A 16,348-nucleotide genomic window follows, 5' to 3' on the forward strand; every position below is an offset into this window, starting at 1 on the left:
GCAGGGTTACTGCGAGCAAATGGACGAAAACAAGTCATACATTCTTCGGAGTATAACATTCTCGATGTGGTGGATGCTCCACTTCGAACAATGTCTGGCTCTTCGCTGGGGAATTGTGCCACAAGGCTCGTTTCCTAAGAAGTAAATATATTCGATTCAACCACGTGGTTTTAGGCCTGTGGTGTTTGTGCAACATCGGTCTTGCGGCGCCTGCAAACCCTTGTCCTGTATGGGTTGCAGGGCATCGGGGGTGGACGGGTGGTGCGTCGGCGGGGGCGGTGGAGGGGTGGTTCCGGCGGGGGCGGGAAGGGGTTCCGCGCGTGATAGAATGCCATGTTCGCCCGTCGCCGGCATGGTCACTTCATGCCGTCAGATTCACGGGCTTCATTTGCTTAAACCCGCCGCATAAACCACGCCGCAATGGATCAATTCGCCAAAGAAACCCTTCCGGTCTCGCTGGAAGAGGAAATGCGCCGCTCTTACCTCGATTACGCAATGAGCGTTATCGTGGGGCGCGCGCTTCCCGACGTCCGGGACGGCCTGAAGCCGGTACACCGGCGCGTGCTCTTTGCGATGCATGAGCTGAATAACGACTGGAACCGGGCCTACAAGAAATCGGCGCGTATCGTCGGTGATGTGATTGGTAAGTATCACCCGCACGGTGATACTGCTGTCTACGACACGATCGTCCGCATGGCGCAGAATTTCTCGCTGCGCTATATGCTGGTCGACGGCCAGGGTAACTTCGGTTCGGTGGATGGAGATAACGCTGCGGCGATGCGTTATACCGAAATCCGCCTGGCGAAGATCGCCCATGAAATGCTTCACGATATCGACAAGGAAACTGTCGATTTCGAACCGAACTATGACGGTTCGGAGAAAGAGCCCGGTATTTTGCCGGCGCGAATCCCGAATTTGCTGATCAATGGTTCGTCGGGTATTGCCGTGGGTATGGCAACCAATATCCCGCCGCATAACCTCAATGAGGTTGTCGACGCCTGTCTGCATCTGCTCCGTAATCCCGATACCACGATCGACGAACTGATCGAACTGGTACCGGCGCCTGATTTTCCGACGGCCGGCATTATCTATGGTATCCAGGGCGTACGTGAGGGTTACCGAACGGGCCGGGGCCGCGTGGTCATGCGCGCGCGCACGCACTTTGAGGATATCGACCGTGGCGCGCGCCAGGCGATCATCGTCGACGAACTGCCGTACCAGGTGAACAAGCGGACCCTGCTCGAGCGCATTGCCGAGCTGGTGACCGAGAAGAAGATCGAGGGCATCTCGGACATCCGCGACGAGTCTGACAAGTCAGGCATGCGCGTGGTGATCGAGCTCAAGCGCAACGAAGTGCCCGAGGTTGTGCTGAACAACCTATATAAGAACACCCAGCTGCAGGACACGTTCGGCATGAACATGGTGGCGCTGGTCGATGGCCAGCCGCGCCTGCTGAACCTGAAGCAGATGCTGGATGCCTTCCTGTCGCATCGCCGCGAAGTGGTGACGCGCCGCACGGTGTTCGAGCTGCGCAAGGCGCGCGAGCGCGGGCACGTGCTGGAAGGCCTGGCCGTGGCGCTGGCGAACATCGACGAGTTCATCGCGATCATCAAGGCTGCGCCGACGCCGCCGCTGGCCAAGCAGGAACTGATGGCCAAGCCCTGGGATTCGGGCCTGGTGCGCGAAATGCTGTCGCGTGCCGAGAGCGACACTGCAGGCGGCCGCGCCTCGTATCGCCCGGATGGCCTGCCGGCCGTGTTCGGCATGCAGCCCGATGGCCTGTATCGCCTGTCCGACGGCCAGGCGCAGGAAATCCTGCAAATGCGCCTGCAACGCCTCACGGGCCTGGAGCAGGACAAGATCGTCCAGGAATACCGCGAAGTGATGGGCCTGATTGCCGACCTGCTCGACATCCTGGCCCGCCCGGAGCGCATCACCACGATCATCACCGAGGAACTGGGCGCCATCCGCGCCGAGTTCGGCGACGAGCGCCGCTCGCAGATCGAGCACAACGCGACCGAACTCGACACGGAAGACCTGATCACCCCGCAGGACATGGTGGTGACGCTGTCTCACTCGGGCTACATGAAGAGCCAGCCGATTTCCGAATATCGCGCGCAGAAGCGCGGCGGCCGCGGCAAGCTGGCCACGGCGACCAAGGAAGACGACTGGATCGACACGCTGTTCGTGGCCAACACGCACGACTACATCCTGTGCTTCTCGAATCGCGGCCGCCTGTACTGGCTCAAGGTCTACGAAGTGCCGCAAGGGTCGCGTAATTCGCGTGGCCGTCCGATCGTGAACATGTTCCCGCTGGCCGACGGCGAGAAGATCAACGTGATCCTGCCGGTGCGCCAGTTCGACGCCGAGCACTTCATCTTCATGGCTACCGCTCGCGGCACGGTCAAGAAGACGGTGCTGACCGATTTCTCGAATCCGCGCAAGGCCGGCATCATTGCGGTCGACCTCGACGAGGGCGACTTCCTGATCGGCGCCGCCATCACCGATGGCCAGCACGACGTGATGCTGTTCTCCGATGCCGGCAAGGCGGTGCGTTTCGACGAGAACGACGTGCGTCCGATGGGCCGTCAGGCGCGTGGCGTGCGTGGCATGAACCTCGACGAAGGCCAGGCTGTGATCGCCATGCTCGTGGCCCCGGCCGAAACGGCAGAGGGCGAGGGCGCGGCGGCCGACGGCGTTTCGATCAGCGCGGTGGGCAGCGTGCTGACCGCCACCGAGAATGGCTACGGCAAGCGCACGCCGATCTCCGAGTACACTCGACACGGCCGTGGCACCAAGGGCATGATTGCGATCCAGACGAGCGAGCGCAATGGCCGGGTGGTGGCCGCGGCGCTGGTTTCGCCCGAAGACGAGATCATGCTGATCACCACGGGTGGCGTGCTGATCCGCACCCGCGTGGCCGAGATTCGCGAGATGGGTCGGGCCACCCAGGGCGTGACGCTGATCAACGTGGACGAGGGTACGAAGCTGTCGGGCCTGCAGCGCATCGTCGAATCAGATGCTGATAACAGCAGCAACGGCGAAGACGAAGACGTGGCGGACCATGCCAGCGGCGCGGCCAATGCCGATGGCGATACCGGAGCGGGCGCCGCCGACGCGGACGCGAATTCGTAATTTGTTGCAACAACGGGACGACGGCCGGAACTCGCCAGACGGCCGTTCGGACTAATCCGGACGTATTTACCAGGGAGTCATAATGCTCAAAACCTATCGACGTATCGCTGTTCTGGCTGCTTTCGCTCCGATGATGATGCTGGCGCAAGGCGCGCACGCTCAGGAAGACAAGGACAAGACCGCGGCCATCAAGGAACTGCTGACCGTCATGCAGGCCGACCAGGCTGTCAAGGGTCAGGCCGACAACTGGCAACAGGGCGCCAAGCAGGAAGCGCCGCTGGTGCTGGAGCAGGTTCTTGTCGAGAACAAGACGCTGAACGACAAGCAGAAGCAGGCCGCTGTCGACAAGCTCAAGAAGAACGGTGCCGTGCAGCGCATGGTCGACGGCGCCGGTACGGCGTTCAACACCGACGGCTTCCGTCAGGACGCCATCAAGGCGCACTACGATGCCTTCGGCAAGTACTACTCGACTCAGGAAATCAAGGATCTGACCACGTTCCTGAAGTCGCCGACGGGCCAGAAGTTCATGGCCAACCAGGGCAAGGCCACCCAGGAAATCTGGGGTTCGATGATGCAGAAGTACGGCCCGCAGGTTGGCAAGTCGATGCGCGACGCCGCCGAGAAGGAAATCGCCGCCGCTTCGAAGTGATCGACGGCTGACCTCTCGGGCCCTTCGTGCCGGGGAGGTCGCAGGTCCAGACCCGCTCCGGATGCCCTGGGTGTCCAAGGGGCGCGGGTTTTGGGCGATAATGGCTGCCTGGTTCCATCCGGCAGCCATTTTTCTTTTCTCCCTCCATGAACGATCCCCAGAACCCCGCCCTCGCCGGCCTGCAACGTTCCCTGGCCGAGCGCGTCTTCAATTTCTCGCCTGGCCCGGCCGCGTTGCCGACCGAAGTCCTGCAGCAGGCCGCCGAGGAAATGCTGTCATGGCGCGGAACTGGCGTTTCGGTGATGGAGATGAGCCACCGCAGCAAGGAATTCGAGAGCATCCATCATCAAGCGATGACGGATCTGCGCGAACTGCTGCATGTGCCGAAGAACTTCAAGATTCTGTTCCTCCAGGGTGGCGCCATCGGCGAGAACGGCATCGTGCCGCTGAACCTGGCCAATCGCGTCAATGCCGCCAAGCCGAAGACCGACTTCGTGGTGACCGGCACGTGGTCGGTCAAGACCGAGCAGGAAGCGCGCCGCTATGGCGAGGTGAATATCGCCGCGTCCAGCAAGGACCAGAAGTGGCACAAGATTCCCGACGTGAAGACGTGGAATCTGTCGGACGATGCCGCCTATGTGCACCTGTGCACGAACGAGACCATCGTCGGCGTGGAATTCCAGGACATTCCCGACATCGGCCAGACCGGCACGCATGACAAGGGCCGCATCGTCGTGGCCGACGCGTCGAGCCATATCCTGTCGCGCCCCATCGACTGGTCGCGCGTGCAGGTGGTGTACGGCGGCGCACAGAAGAACATCGGCCCGGCCGGCGTGACGATCGTCATCGTGCGCGAAGACCTGATCGGTTTCGCGCATCCGCTTTGCCCTTCGGCGTTCAACTGGCGCCTGGTGGCCGAGCACGACTCGATGTACAACACGCCGCCCACCTATGCGATCTACATCGCCGGGCTGGTGTTCCAGTGGCTCAAGGCCCAGGGCGGCGTGGCCGGGATCGAACAGCGCAATATTGCCAAGGCGCGCGCGCTGTACAGCTTCCTGGACCAAAGCGACTACTACCGTAACGAAATCGATCCCGGCAGCCGCTCGCGCATGAACGTACCGTTCTTCCTGCGCGATGAATCGCGCAACGAAGCGTTCCTGACCCAGGCGCGCGCGAATGGCCTGGTACAGCTCAAGGGCCACAAGTCCGTGGGCGGCATGCGCGCCAGCATCTATAACGCGATGCCACTCGAAGGTGTGACCGCGCTGGTGGAATTCATGCGCGAGTTCGAGCGCACCGCCGCCTGACGGTGGTGCTTTCTGTCGCGGCCCTTGCAGCGCTGGGGCCCGGCATCAGCCCAGACTTTTCGCGGCTGCGCGATGCGCGGCCCACAGGCCTATGACACAGCAAGACAAGCCGGGGGTGGCCGCCTCCGGCCATGACAATGCCGCACCAAGCCCTCAGGAGCAGGCGCTGTCCGCCGACCTGGCGCCGCTGCGCGACCAGATCGATGCCGTCGACCGCGAACTGCTGGCCCTGCTGAACCGTCGCGCGCAGCTGGCGCTCGACGTGGGCGAGGTCAAGAAGAAGTACGGCGCGCCGGTGTTTCGCCCCGAACGTGAGCTGCAGGTAATCCGCAAGGTGCAGGGCGCCAATCCGGGCCCGCTGCTTGGCGAAAGCGTGGCGTCGATCTGGCGCGAGGTGATGTCCGCCTGTCGCGGGCTGGAAAAGCCGCTGGAGATTGCCTTCCTCGGCCCGGCCGGCACGTTTTCCGAGCAGGCGCTGTACGCGCACTTCGGCCACGAGGTCTCGGGCGTGCCGTGCCCGAGCATCGACGAGGTGTTCCGGTCGGTGGAATCCGGGACGGTGGAATACGGCGTGGTGCCGGTCGAGAATTCGACCGAGGGCGCCGTGTCGCGCACGCTGGACCTGTTCCTCCAGACGTCGCTGAAGATCAGCGGCGAGATCGCGCTGAAGGTCCATCACAACCTGATGGCATCGTCGCCCGACATGAAGGGCGTGACCGTGGTGCGCGCGCATGCGCAGGCGCTGGCGCAGTGCCAGCACTGGCTGACCGCCAACTATCCGCATCTGGAGCGCCAGGCCGTGTCCAGCAATGCCGAGGCCGCGCGCATGGCCAGCGAGGACCCCACGGTGGCGGCGATTGCCGGCGAAACGGCCGCCAACCGCTATCACCTGCATATCGTGCGGGCGAACATCCAGGACGATCCGCACAACCGCACGCGCTTTGCCGTGATCGGCCGCTACGAGACCGAGCCGTCGGGCAGCGACCAGACGTCGATGATCTTGTCCGTGCCGAACAAGGCCGGTGCCGTGTACCAGCTGCTGGCGCCGCTGGCGGACAACGGCGTGTCGATGTGCCGGTTCGAGTCGCGGCCGGCGCGTAGCGGCGCGTGGGAGTACTACTTCTATGTCGATGTGGAAGGCCATCAGCACGACCCGTCCGTGGCACGCGCAATCCAGGCGCTGCGCGCCAACGCCGCGTACCTGAAGGTGCTCGGGTCCTACCCGTCGAGCAAATAACGCAGGCAGGAGACACGCATGGCACAACAGGAAAGCGGGGCGGCGAATATGGCGGCCAATGTGGCCGATTATTTCGGCCCGACCTACGTCCGCAAGATTTCTCCGTACATCGCAGGAAAGCCAATTTCGGAAGTGGCACGCGAGTTCGGGCTCGACGAAGCACGCATCGTCAAGCTGGCCTCGAATGAGAATCCGCTCGGCATGCCGGCATCGGCCAGGGCCGCCATCGCGGCGGCCACGGCAGACCTGGGGCGCTATCCGGACAGCAACGGCTTCGAACTGAAGGCCAAGCTTTCGGAAAAATTCGATGTCCCGGCCGAGTGGCTGACACTGGGCAACGGCAGCAACGACATTCTGGAGCTGGCCGCGCATGCGCTGGTGCGTGCCGGCGAGTCGATCGTCTACGCCGAATACTCGTTCGCGGTCTACGCGCTGGCCACGCAGGAAGTGGGCGCGCGCGCCATCGAGGTGAAGTCGCGCCAGTACGGCCATGACCTCGACGCGATGGCCGCCGCGATTGCGCCGGACACGAAGCTCGTGTTTATCGCCAATCCGAACAACCCGACCGGCACCTTCGTGTCGGCCGCCGAGATCGAGGCGTTCCTGGCCAAGGTGCCGCCGCACGTGGTGGTGGTGCTGGACGAGGCGTACAACGAATATCTGGACGCCGGCCAGCAGTACGAATCGATTGCCTGGGTGCGCAAGTATCCGAACCTGATGGTGTCGCGCACGTTCTCGAAGGCTTACGGGCTGGCCGGGCTGCGGGTCGGGTATGGCGTGGCCCAGCTGCCGCTGACGGACCTGCTCAACCGCGTGCGGCAGCCGTTCAACGTCAACAGCCTGGCGCAGGCCGCAGCCGTGGCGGCGCTGGGCGACGCGGCATTCCTGCAGCGCAGCGCCGAACTCAATCGTGCCGGCAAGGCCCAGCTGGTGGCCGCTTTCGAACGCATGGGGCTGGAGTACGTGAAGTCGTCGGGCAACTTCGTCATGGTCCGCGTGGGCACGGACGACGGTGCCGGCGCTCGTGTGAACCTGGCCATGCTCAGGCAGGGCGTGATCGTGCGCCCGGTGGCGAACTACGGTCTGCCGCAGTGGCTGCGTATCACGATTGGCCTGCCTGACGAGAACGCCGCCTGCATCGCGGCGCTCGAACAGGCATTGATGTGAAACCGAATCGATCTGAAGCCGTGAGTGCTCTGCATTTTTCCCGTGTTGTGATTGTCGGCGTCGGCCTGATTGGCGGATCGCTGGCGTTGTCGCTCAAGCGTGCCGGCGTGGTCGGCACCGTGGTGGGGGTGGGCCGGTCGGCGGCGTCGCTCGAAAAGGCCAAGATGCTGGGCGTCATCGACGAGGCCGCCGAATCGCTGGCCGAAGCCGCGCGCGGCGCCAGCCTGATCGTGCTGTGCGCGCCGGTGGCGCAGAACTTTGCGCTGCTCCATGCGCTGGAGCCGCATCTGCAGCCCGGCACCATCGTGACGGATGCCGGCAGCACCAAGTCCGACGTGATCATGGCCGCCAAGACGGCGCTCGGTGACAAGGTGGCGCAGTTCGTGCCCGCCCACCCGATTGCCGGCCGCGAGCTGCACGGCGTGGAGGCCGCGCTGAACGACCTGTACCTGGGCAAGAAGGTGGTGATGTGCCCGCTGCAGGAAAACAGCCGCGTCGATGTGGCGGCGGTGCGCGCCATGTGGGAGTCCACGGGTGCCGATGTCCACGTGATGTCGGCCGTGCAGCATGACGCCGTGTTCGCATCGGTCAGCCATCTGCCGCACGTGCTGTCGTATGCGCTGGTGGCGCAGGTGGCCAATGCCGAGGACGCGGCGCTGAAGCTCGATTTCGCCGGCGGTGGCTTCCGCGACTTCACGCGCATTGCCGCGTCGTCGCCGGAGATGTGGCGCGACATCTGCATCGCCAACAAGGAGGCGCTGCTGCGCGAGATCAACACGTACGAAGCCGTGCTGGGTCACCTGAAGGCCCAGATCAAGGCGGGCGATGGTGCCGCGCTGGAGCGGATCTTCGCGCGCGCCAGCGACACGCGCCTGAAGTGGGGCGCGGCGCGCGCCGCCACCCATAACGTAGAACCCTGATGCCGTGGCGCCTTTCCGGGCGCCAGGCCGACGCTGCAAAGACCATGGAACATCTGACCCTCGGCCCGCTGACCCGCGCATCGGGCACCGTGCGCCTGCCCGGCTCGAAGAGCATCTCCAACCGCGTGCTGCTGCTGTCCGCACTGGCAACCGGCGAGACACGCGTTCGCGATCTGCTCGATTCCGACGACACCCAGGTCATGCTCGAAGCACTGAAGGTGCTGGGCGTGACCTGGCGCCGTGAAGGCGGCGACTGCATCGTGACCGGCGTGGGTGGCCATTTTCCGAACAAGGCCGCCGACCTGTTCATGGGCAATGCCGGTACGGCGATTCGTCCGCTGACAGCGGCGCTGGCGCTGCAGGGCGGCGCCTACAAGCTCAGCGGCGTGGCGCGCATGCACGAGCGGCCGATCGGCGATCTGGTGGACGGCCTGCGGCAGGTTGGCGCCGCGATCGAATACCTGGGCACACCCGGCTATCCGCCGCTGGAGATCAAGCCCGCGCAGATCCGCATCGAAACGCCGATCCGCGTGCGTGGCGATGTGTCGAGCCAGTTCCTGACCGCGCTGCTGATGACGCTGCCGATGGCGTCGGCGCCGTCGGGGCGGATCGAGATCGAAGTGGTGGGTGAGCTGATCTCGAAGCCGTACATCGAGATCACGCTGAACCTGCTGGCGCGCTTCGGCATCGTGGTCGAGCGGCAGGGCTGGGAACGATTCATCCTGCCGGCCGGCGCCCAGTACCGCTCGCCGGGCGAGATCTACGTCGAGGGGGATGCCTCGACCGCATCGTATTTCCTGGCTGCCGGTGCGATTGGCGGCGGTCCGGTGCGGGTCGAAGGCGTGGGTTTGTCGAGCATCCAGGGCGATGTGCGCTTTGCCGATGCGCTGAACCGGATGGGCGCCAACGTGATGGCCGGCGACAACTGGATCGAGGTTCGCGGCACCGAGCGCGACGACGGCCGGCTCAATGGCATCGAACTCGACTGCAACCATATTCCCGACGCCGCGATGACGCTGGCCGTGGCGGCACTGTTCGCCGAAGGCACGACCACGCTGACCAATATCGCCAGCTGGCGCGTCAAGGAAACCGATCGTATTACCGCCATGGCGGCGGAGCTGCGCAAACTGGGCGCCACGGTGGAAGAAGGCGCCGACTACCTCAAAGTGACGCCTCCGGCATCAAACGCGTGGCAGACCCCGGCCGAAGGCATTGGCACCTATGATGATCACCGGATGGCCATGTGTTTCTCGTTGGCCGCTTTTGGGCCGCTGCCGGTGCGGATCAACGATCCGGGCTGCGTGGCGAAGACGTTCCCGGAGTATTTCTCGGTGTTTGCCGGGGTGGCGCGGTAAGCGGCCACTCCGGTTCAATAGCAGTGTTCAGGCGGCGGCCAGGTGGGGCGCCGCCGGCGCTTCATGGCTGGCTTCGGCCGTTGCGGGATTTCCGCGACGTTCACGGCGCTCCCAGTACTTGTCGAAGAAATAGTGGGCTACCGTGTTGACGGCCGGTTCGATGAAGGTGATGGCGCCGCTGATGGCCAGGCTGCCGGTCAGCGCGTAGGTCACGCTGAAGGCGATGCCCAGGTGCATGATGCCGAAGGTCAGGGTTTTGGCCATGGTGGATTGCTCGCTCGAAAAATGTCGGGATGGTCGCGCAGCGCCTTTTGTGGGGAACGGGAACGCTGCAGCCGCGCAACCATGGATCAAATGATAACGACTCTCAATCAAAGTCGAAAATCAATAGTTTCAAGCTAACCAATTAAGAATGACTATCATTGACGTCATCACCATAGATGGACCAACCGCTTCCGGCAAGGGAACGGTGGCCCACAAGGTGGCAGATGCCCTGAGCTTCCATTTGCTGGACAGCGGCGCGCTGTATCGGCTGGTGGCGCTGGCCAGCGACCGTGCCGACGTGGACATCGGCGACGTCGATACCCTTGCAAAGATCGCCTTGCGCCTCGATGTGAAGTTCGGCCCGGACCGGGTCTGGCTCGAAGGCGAAGAGGTCAGCCAGTTGATTCGCCAGGAGGCGATCGGCAACCGGGCGTCGGCGCTGGCCGTCCATCAGCCCGTGCGTGATGCGTTGACCGCACTTCAGCGCGGCTTTCGCAAGCTGCCTGGCCTCGTGGCGGACGGCCGCGACATGGGCACGGTGATCTTCCCGGAGGCCCGCCTCAAGGTGTTCCTGACGGCGAGTGTCGAGGCGCGCGCCCGCAGGCGCTATAAACAATTGATTGATAAGGGAATTTCTGCTAATATCGAAGACCTTTTGCGTGACCTCGAGGCGCGCGACGCGCGGGACCGTTCCCGTGCCGCCGCACCGTTGCGTCCCGCGGAAGACGCGCAACGCCTGGACACCTCCGAAATGACGGTGGACGAGGCGGTGGCGCAGGTGCTGGAGTGGTTCGCCGCGGTGCGGTGAGTAAAACCATGAGGCGCCGAACCGGGCCTGTATCGGAACCCAACCCGTCCGGTACAGGTTGTTCAACCTGACCCCGCTGCGTAAGGCAGACTGTGCACGATACGCGTGCCGGCCTACGTACTGCGGATTGCTACTTTACGTTTATGTCCGACCTGCAAACTAACGAATCCTTTGCCGCACTGTTCGAGGAATCGATCGCCCGCTCCAATATGAAAGCTGGCGAAGTGATTTCCGCTGAAGTCGTGCGCATCGACCACAATTTCGTGGTCGTCAACGCCGGCCTCAAGTCCGAAGCATTTGTGCCGGTGGAGGAGTTCCTGAACGACCAGGGCGAGCTCGAAGTGCAGGCCGGCGACTATGTCTCCGTGGCCATCGATGCGCTCGAGAACGGCTATGGCGACACCATCCTGTCCCGCGACAAGGCCAAGCGCCTGGCATCGTGGCTGAACCTCGAGAAGGCGCTGGAAGACGGCGAGATCATCTCGGGTACCGTGACCGGCAAGGTCAAGGGCGGCCTGACTGTCATGGTCAATGGCATCCGTGCCTTCCTGCCCGGTTCGCTCGTCGACGTGCGTCCGATCAAGGACACCACGCCGTACGAAGGCAAGACCCTCGAATTCAAGGTCATCAAGCTCGACCGCAAGCGTAACAACGTCGTGCTGTCGCGCCGCGCCGTGGTGGAAGCCACGCTGGGCGAAGAGCGTCAGAAGCTGATGGAAACGCTGAAGGAAGGCGCGATCGTCAACGGTATCGTCAAGAACATCACCGACTACGGCGCGTTCGTGGACCTGGGTGGTATCGACGGCCTGCTGCACATCACCGACCTGGCATGGCGTCGTGTGCGTCACCCGAGCGAAGTGCTGTCGGTTGGCCAGGAAATCACCGCCAAGATCCTCAAGTTCGACCAGGAAAAGAACCGCGTCTCGCTGGGCGTGAAGCAACTGGGCGAAGATCCGTGGGTGGGCATCTCGCGCCGCTACCCGCAAGGCACGCGTCTGTTCGGCAAGGTGACGAACCTGACCGACTACGGCGCATTCGTGGAAATCGAAGCCGGTATCGAAGGCCTGGTCCACGTGTCGGAAATGGACTGGACCAACAAGAACGTGGCCCCGTCGAAGGTTGTCCAGCTGGGCGACGAAGTCGAAGTCATGGTTCTGGATATCGACGAAGACAAGCGTCGTATCAGCCTGGGCATGAAGCAGTGCAAGGCCAATCCGTGGGACGATTTCAGCCGCAACCACAAGAAGGGCGACAAGCTGACGGGCCAGATCAAGTCGATCACCGACTTCGGCGTGTTCATCGGTCTGCCGGGCGGCATCGACGGCCTGGTGCACCTGTCGGACCTGTCGTGGCAAGAGTCGGGCGAAGAAGCCGTGCGCAAGTACAAGAAGGGCGACGAAGTGGAAGCTGTCGTCCTGGGCATCGACGTCGACAAGGAACGCATCTCGCTGGGTATCAAGCAGCTGTCGGGCGATCCGTTCAACAACTTCATCTCGGCCAACGACAAGGGTTCGCTCGTCAACGGCACGATCAAGGCTGTGGATGCCAAGGGCGCCGTGGTGCAACTGGCTGACGACGTCGAAGGCTACCTGCGCGCATCGGAAATCTCCGCTGACCGCGTGGAAGATGCCCGCAACGTGCTGAAGGAAGGCGAGCAGATCACCGCCCTGGTGGTGAACGTCGACCGCAAGTCGCGCAACATCAACCTGTCGATCAAGGCCAAGGACAGCGCAGAGCAGCAGGAAGCGATGCAGAAGTTCCAGGCTGACACCGGCACGGCTGGCACGACCAACCTGGGCGCGCTGCTGAAGGCCAAGCTGGGCCAGGAAAACCAGTAATTTAGAGCGCCGCGCGAAGCGAGACCGCCCATGACCAAGTCCGAGCTCGTCGAAAAACTGGCTGCCCGTTTTCCGCAGTTGCTGCTGCGGGATGCGGACATCTCGGTAAAAACGATACTCGACGCGATGTCCGAAGCCCTGGCCGATGGCCATCGCATCGAGATCCGTGGCTTCGGCAGCTTTGGTCTGAACCGGCGGCCGCCTCGCGTGGGCCGCAACCCCAAGTCCGGCGAACGTGTGCTGGTGCCCGAAAAACGGGTGCCGCATTTCAAGGCGGGCAAGGAGTTGCGGGAGCGGGTAGACCGCCCTGTATCGCCACAGGGTGGCGTCGCGACCGTCAACGGTCAGGCGCCGCACGGCAAGGCAGGGCAGTCGCTGGCCCCGTCGCAACCGGCTCCGGCCGGCCTGCACGAGGACAATCAGCTCAATCTGGTCCGTTCCTGATGCATGCTCGCCATACTGGCAAGTTTGTGCAAAAACGCCCCTTCGGGGGCGTTTTTGTTTGCGCGCGGATGACGGCCGCCTCCCGCGGTGGGCGGCGCGCCCAAGCGACCAATCGTTACCGTTTGCGAGAAGTGATTCCGCTACAATGCCGGGAATCCTTGGCCGGGTGCGCCGGATCGCTGCTGTGTGACCGGTTGTGCACCCCTGATCCGATGGCATTCACCGCATGAAACTCATCACCTGGATCTTCCGCATCGTCCTGTTCGTGCTGCTGTTCGTGCTGGCACTGCGCAATACCGGCGATGCCGACCTGCAGCTGTTCTTCGGGGCGGTCTGGCATGCCCCGCTGATCCTGATCCTGCTGGCCGCGTTCGGGCTGGGCATCGTGGCTGCCTTGGCTGCCGTGGCGCCGGGGCTGATGCGCCAGCGCATGGAAGCGTCGCGCCTGCGTCGTGCCCTGGGCGCGGTGCGGGCCACGCCGGCGGTGGATGTCGTGCCGCCCGAGGCCAAGCCGGGCGTACCTTATAACGTAGTCGGTCCGAAAGTCTGACCCATGATGTTTGAAACCTGGTGGCTGCTGGCGCTGCCACTTGTATTTGGCCTTGGCTGGATGGCTGCGCGCTTCGACCTGCGCCAGCTGATGAGCGAACAGGGCGCGTTGCCGCGTTCGTATTTCAAGGGCCTTAATTTCCTGCTCAACGAGCAACCCGACAAGGCCATCGACGCCTTTGTCGAGGTGGCGCGTCTCGACCCCGAGACCACCGAGCTGCACTTTGCGCTGGGCGCGCTGTTCCGCCGACGCGGCGAGACCGAACGCGCGATCCGCGTGCATCAGAACCTGGCCACCCGGCCAGACCTCCCCGAGCCCGAACGTGAGCACGCACTCTATGAACTGGGGCAGGACTTCCTGCGTGCCGGCCTGCTGGACCGTGCCGAGGAGTCGCTGCGCCGGCTGATGTCGGGCCCATACGCGGCATCGGCCAAGCGCGTGCTGCTGGAACTGTACGAAGTCGAGAAGGAATGGTCCAAGGCCATCGACGCCGCACGCGAACTGCAGACGCTGGACCAGAAGGACTACCGCGTGCAGATTGCTCAGTTCTGCTGTGAACTGGCGCAGGACGCGCTGCAGAAGAAGAAGCCCGAGGAAGCCGTCGAATGGCTGCGTCGTGCCCGCGAGGAAAACCCGGCCAACGTACGTGCGCCGATCCTGCTGGGCGATGTGGCCGCCGCGGCCGGCGACCAGACCGGCGCGCTGGAGCACTGGCTCGGCATCGAAAGCCAGGATGCGGCCTATCTGCCGCTGGTGGCTGACCGGGTGGTCAAGGCCTACGCGACGCTGGGCGAGCAGGGCAAGGCCCTGCAGTGGCTGCGCGACCTGCTCAAGACCAAGCTGGCGCCGGAATTGCTCGATACCGCCTATCGCACCGAACTCGAAGCGAACGGCCCGGTGGCCGCCACCGCGCTGATGCGCGACCAGTTGCGCCGCCAGCCGACGCTGCTGGCCCTGACCCGGTATTTCGAGGCGCAGGCGGCCGAGACCAAGGCGCAGCAGCCTGTCGGTGCCGATGGCGCGGCGCCGGCCGATGGCGCGGATGCAGACACCGATCCGGACGACCAGACGAAGGAAATCGAGGCGATCCGCGATCTGCTGCAACTTCGCACCCGTAACCTGGCGCGCTATACCTGCCGCGAATGCGGCTTCCGCGCCCGGCTCTTCTACTGGCAGTGCCCCGGCTGCAACCGCTGGGAGACCTATGCGCCGCGCCGCTCCGAAGCGCTTGGCTAATCCATCTCAAGCGACCCTGAATTCCCTGGAGCTTCCGCAATGAAAGTTACGATTATCGGCAGCGGCTATGTTGGCCTGGTGACCGGTGCCTGTCTGGCCGAACTCGGCAATTCCGTGTTCTGCCTCGATGTCGACGAAAAGAAGATCGCCCTGCTGAACGCCGGTGGCGTGCCCATCTACGAACCGGGCCTGAAGGAACTGATCGACCGCAATCGCGCGGCGGGCCGGCTGACGTTTTCCACCGATGTCGCCGCCAGCGTCGAACATGCCGACGTCCAGTTCATCGCCGTGGGCACCCCGCCCGACGAGGACGGCTCGGCCGACCTGCAGTACGTGCTGGCCGCCGCGCGCAACATCGGCCGCCATATGACCGGTTTCAAGGTGGTGGTGGACAAGTCGACCGTGCCCGTGGGCACCGGCGACCGCGTGGCCGCCGTGATCCGCGAGGAACTGACGGCGCGCGGGCTGGAAGACCTGCAGTACTCGGTGGTATCCAACCCCGAGTTCCTGAAGGAAGGCGCGGCCGTGGAAGACTTCATGCGTCCGGACCGCATCGTGCTGGGCTGCGCGCCCGACGTCGCCGGCCGCCACGCGCAGGCCATCATGCGTCAGCTGTACTCGCCGTTCAACCGCAACCACGAGCGCACGTTCTACATGGACGTGCGCTCGGCCGAGTTCACGAAGTACGCGGCCAATTCGATGCTGGCCACGCGTATCTCGTTCATGAACGAACTGGCCAACCTGGCCGACGAAGTGGGCGCCGACATCGAACTGGTGCGGATGGGCATCGGCTCGGACCCTCGCATTGGCTACAGCTTCCTGTACGCGGGCGCCGGCTACGGTGGCTCCTGCTTTCCCAAGGACGTGCAGGCGTTGATGCGCACGGCCAGCGCCTACGGCAAGCCGATGCGGGTGCTGGAGGCCGTGGAGGCCGTCAACGATGCACAGAAGCAGGTGCTGGGCCGCAAGGTGGTCAATCGCTTTGGTGAGGATCTGAGCGGCAAGACTTTCGGCATCTGGGGCCTGGCATTCAAGCCCAATACCGACGACATGCGCGAGGCGCCGGCCCGCGTGCTGGCCCGTGAACTGGTATCGCGCGGCGCGTCGCTGCGCGTGCACGACCCCGTGGCGATGCACGAGGCCCGCCGCGTGCTGGAGACCGACCTGGCCGACATCCCCGGCGGCATGGATCGCGTGCAATTCTGCGACGCCCAGATGGACGTGCTGAAGGACGCCGATGCGCTGGTGATCGTGACGGAGTGGAAAGTGTTCCGCAGCCCCGATTTCACGCAGATCCGCGCGTTGCTCAGGACGCCGGTCATCATCGACGGCCGTAACCTCTATGAACCGGATGCCATGGCGCAGGCCGGCATCGAATATCACGCGATCGGGCGCTCCACCGCCGCGCACTGATTCGTTTCAACCGCGTAACCAG

14 protein-coding genes are annotated in these 16,348 nt (G+C 64.0%); 13 read left to right on the forward strand and 1 reads right to left on the reverse strand.

What is annotated here, in order from left to right; genetic code table 11:
• Window positions 1-420: 420 nt before the first annotated feature.
• The 7 genes from gyrA to aroA all read left to right on the forward strand — a co-directional run bounded on the left by gyrA (window position 421) and on the right by aroA (window position 9,773).
• Window positions 421-3,135 (forward strand): DNA gyrase subunit A, encoded by a 2,715-nt coding sequence (gene gyrA, locus AC3FJ6_RS05925; protein WP_488771098.1) that lies wholly within the window; start codon window positions 421-423, stop codon window positions 3,133-3,135.
• A gap of 82 nt (window positions 3,136-3,217) precedes the next feature.
• Entirely contained in the window at window positions 3,218-3,784 is a 567-nt protein-coding gene (locus tag AC3FJ6_RS05930) for a DUF2059 domain-containing protein (RefSeq protein WP_092594880.1), read from the forward strand.
• 146 nt (window positions 3,785-3,930) lie between these two features.
• Window positions 3,931-5,094, forward strand: a complete 1,164-nt coding sequence (gene serC, locus AC3FJ6_RS05935; RefSeq protein ID WP_153946788.1) for a 3-phosphoserine/phosphohydroxythreonine transaminase — start codon at window positions 3,931-3,933, stop codon at window positions 5,092-5,094.
• Window positions 5,095-5,185: 91 nt separating this feature from the next.
• Window positions 5,186-6,331 carry a prephenate dehydratase gene (gene pheA, locus AC3FJ6_RS05940; protein WP_153946789.1) on the forward strand — a complete coding sequence of 382 codons (1,146 nt, stop codon included), beginning with the start codon at window positions 5,186-5,188 and terminating at the stop codon, window positions 6,329-6,331.
• An 18-nt stretch (window positions 6,332-6,349) separates the two neighbouring features.
• Window positions 6,350-7,498: a histidinol-phosphate transaminase gene (gene hisC / locus AC3FJ6_RS05945; protein ID WP_488771100.1), complete on the forward strand. Its 1,149-nt coding sequence runs from the start codon at window positions 6,350-6,352 to the stop codon at window positions 7,496-7,498.
• 20 nt (window positions 7,499-7,518) lie between these two features.
• Window positions 7,519-8,418 carry a prephenate dehydrogenase gene (locus AC3FJ6_RS05950; RefSeq protein WP_092595513.1) on the forward strand — a complete coding sequence of 300 codons (900 nt, stop codon included), beginning with the start codon at window positions 7,519-7,521 and terminating at the stop codon, window positions 8,416-8,418.
• Window positions 8,419-8,462: 44 nt separating this feature from the next.
• Complete coding sequence (gene aroA / locus AC3FJ6_RS05955; RefSeq protein WP_488771101.1) at window positions 8,463-9,773, forward strand: 3-phosphoshikimate 1-carboxyvinyltransferase; 1,311 nt, start codon at window positions 8,463-8,465, stop codon at window positions 9,771-9,773.
• Window positions 9,774-9,800: 27 nt separating this feature from the next.
• Here aroA and AC3FJ6_RS05960 read toward each other — a convergent pair whose 3' ends face one another.
• A complete protein-coding gene (locus AC3FJ6_RS05960; RefSeq protein ID WP_488771102.1) occupies window positions 9,801-10,037 on the reverse strand; it encodes a DUF2061 domain-containing protein in 237 nt (78 codons plus the stop codon).
• Between the two features lie 148 nt (window positions 10,038-10,185).
• Between AC3FJ6_RS05960 and cmk the strand changes: the two genes are divergently transcribed.
• From cmk to AC3FJ6_RS05990, 6 genes are all read left to right on the forward strand, one after another.
• Window positions 10,186-10,845, forward strand: coding sequence for a (d)CMP kinase (gene cmk, locus AC3FJ6_RS05965; protein ID WP_400391700.1), 660 nt, complete (start codon window positions 10,186-10,188; stop codon window positions 10,843-10,845).
• 143 nt (window positions 10,846-10,988) lie between these two features.
• The gene (rpsA, locus tag AC3FJ6_RS05970; RefSeq protein ID WP_092594869.1) at window positions 10,989-12,683 is read left to right on the forward strand and encodes a 30S ribosomal protein S1; all 1,695 of its coding nucleotides are present in this window, start codon (window positions 10,989-10,991) and stop codon (window positions 12,681-12,683) included.
• A gap of 30 nt (window positions 12,684-12,713) precedes the next feature.
• The gene (locus AC3FJ6_RS05975; protein ID WP_092594867.1) at window positions 12,714-13,127 is read left to right on the forward strand and encodes an integration host factor subunit beta; all 414 of its coding nucleotides are present in this window, start codon (window positions 12,714-12,716) and stop codon (window positions 13,125-13,127) included.
• Between the two features lie 226 nt (window positions 13,128-13,353).
• Window positions 13,354-13,677: a LapA family protein gene (locus tag AC3FJ6_RS05980; RefSeq protein WP_153946793.1), complete on the forward strand. Its 324-nt coding sequence runs from the start codon at window positions 13,354-13,356 to the stop codon at window positions 13,675-13,677.
• A gap of 3 nt (window positions 13,678-13,680) precedes the next feature.
• Entirely contained in the window at window positions 13,681-14,913 is a 1,233-nt protein-coding gene (lapB, locus tag AC3FJ6_RS05985; RefSeq protein ID WP_488771103.1) for a lipopolysaccharide assembly protein LapB, read from the forward strand.
• Window positions 14,914-14,952: 39 nt separating this feature from the next.
• Entirely contained in the window at window positions 14,953-16,326 is a 1,374-nt protein-coding gene (locus AC3FJ6_RS05990; RefSeq protein WP_488771104.1) for a UDP-glucose dehydrogenase family protein, read from the forward strand.
• The last annotated feature ends 22 nt before the right edge of the window (window positions 16,327-16,348 follow it).

The organism is Cupriavidus sp. 94F1 (assembly GCF_057798875.1).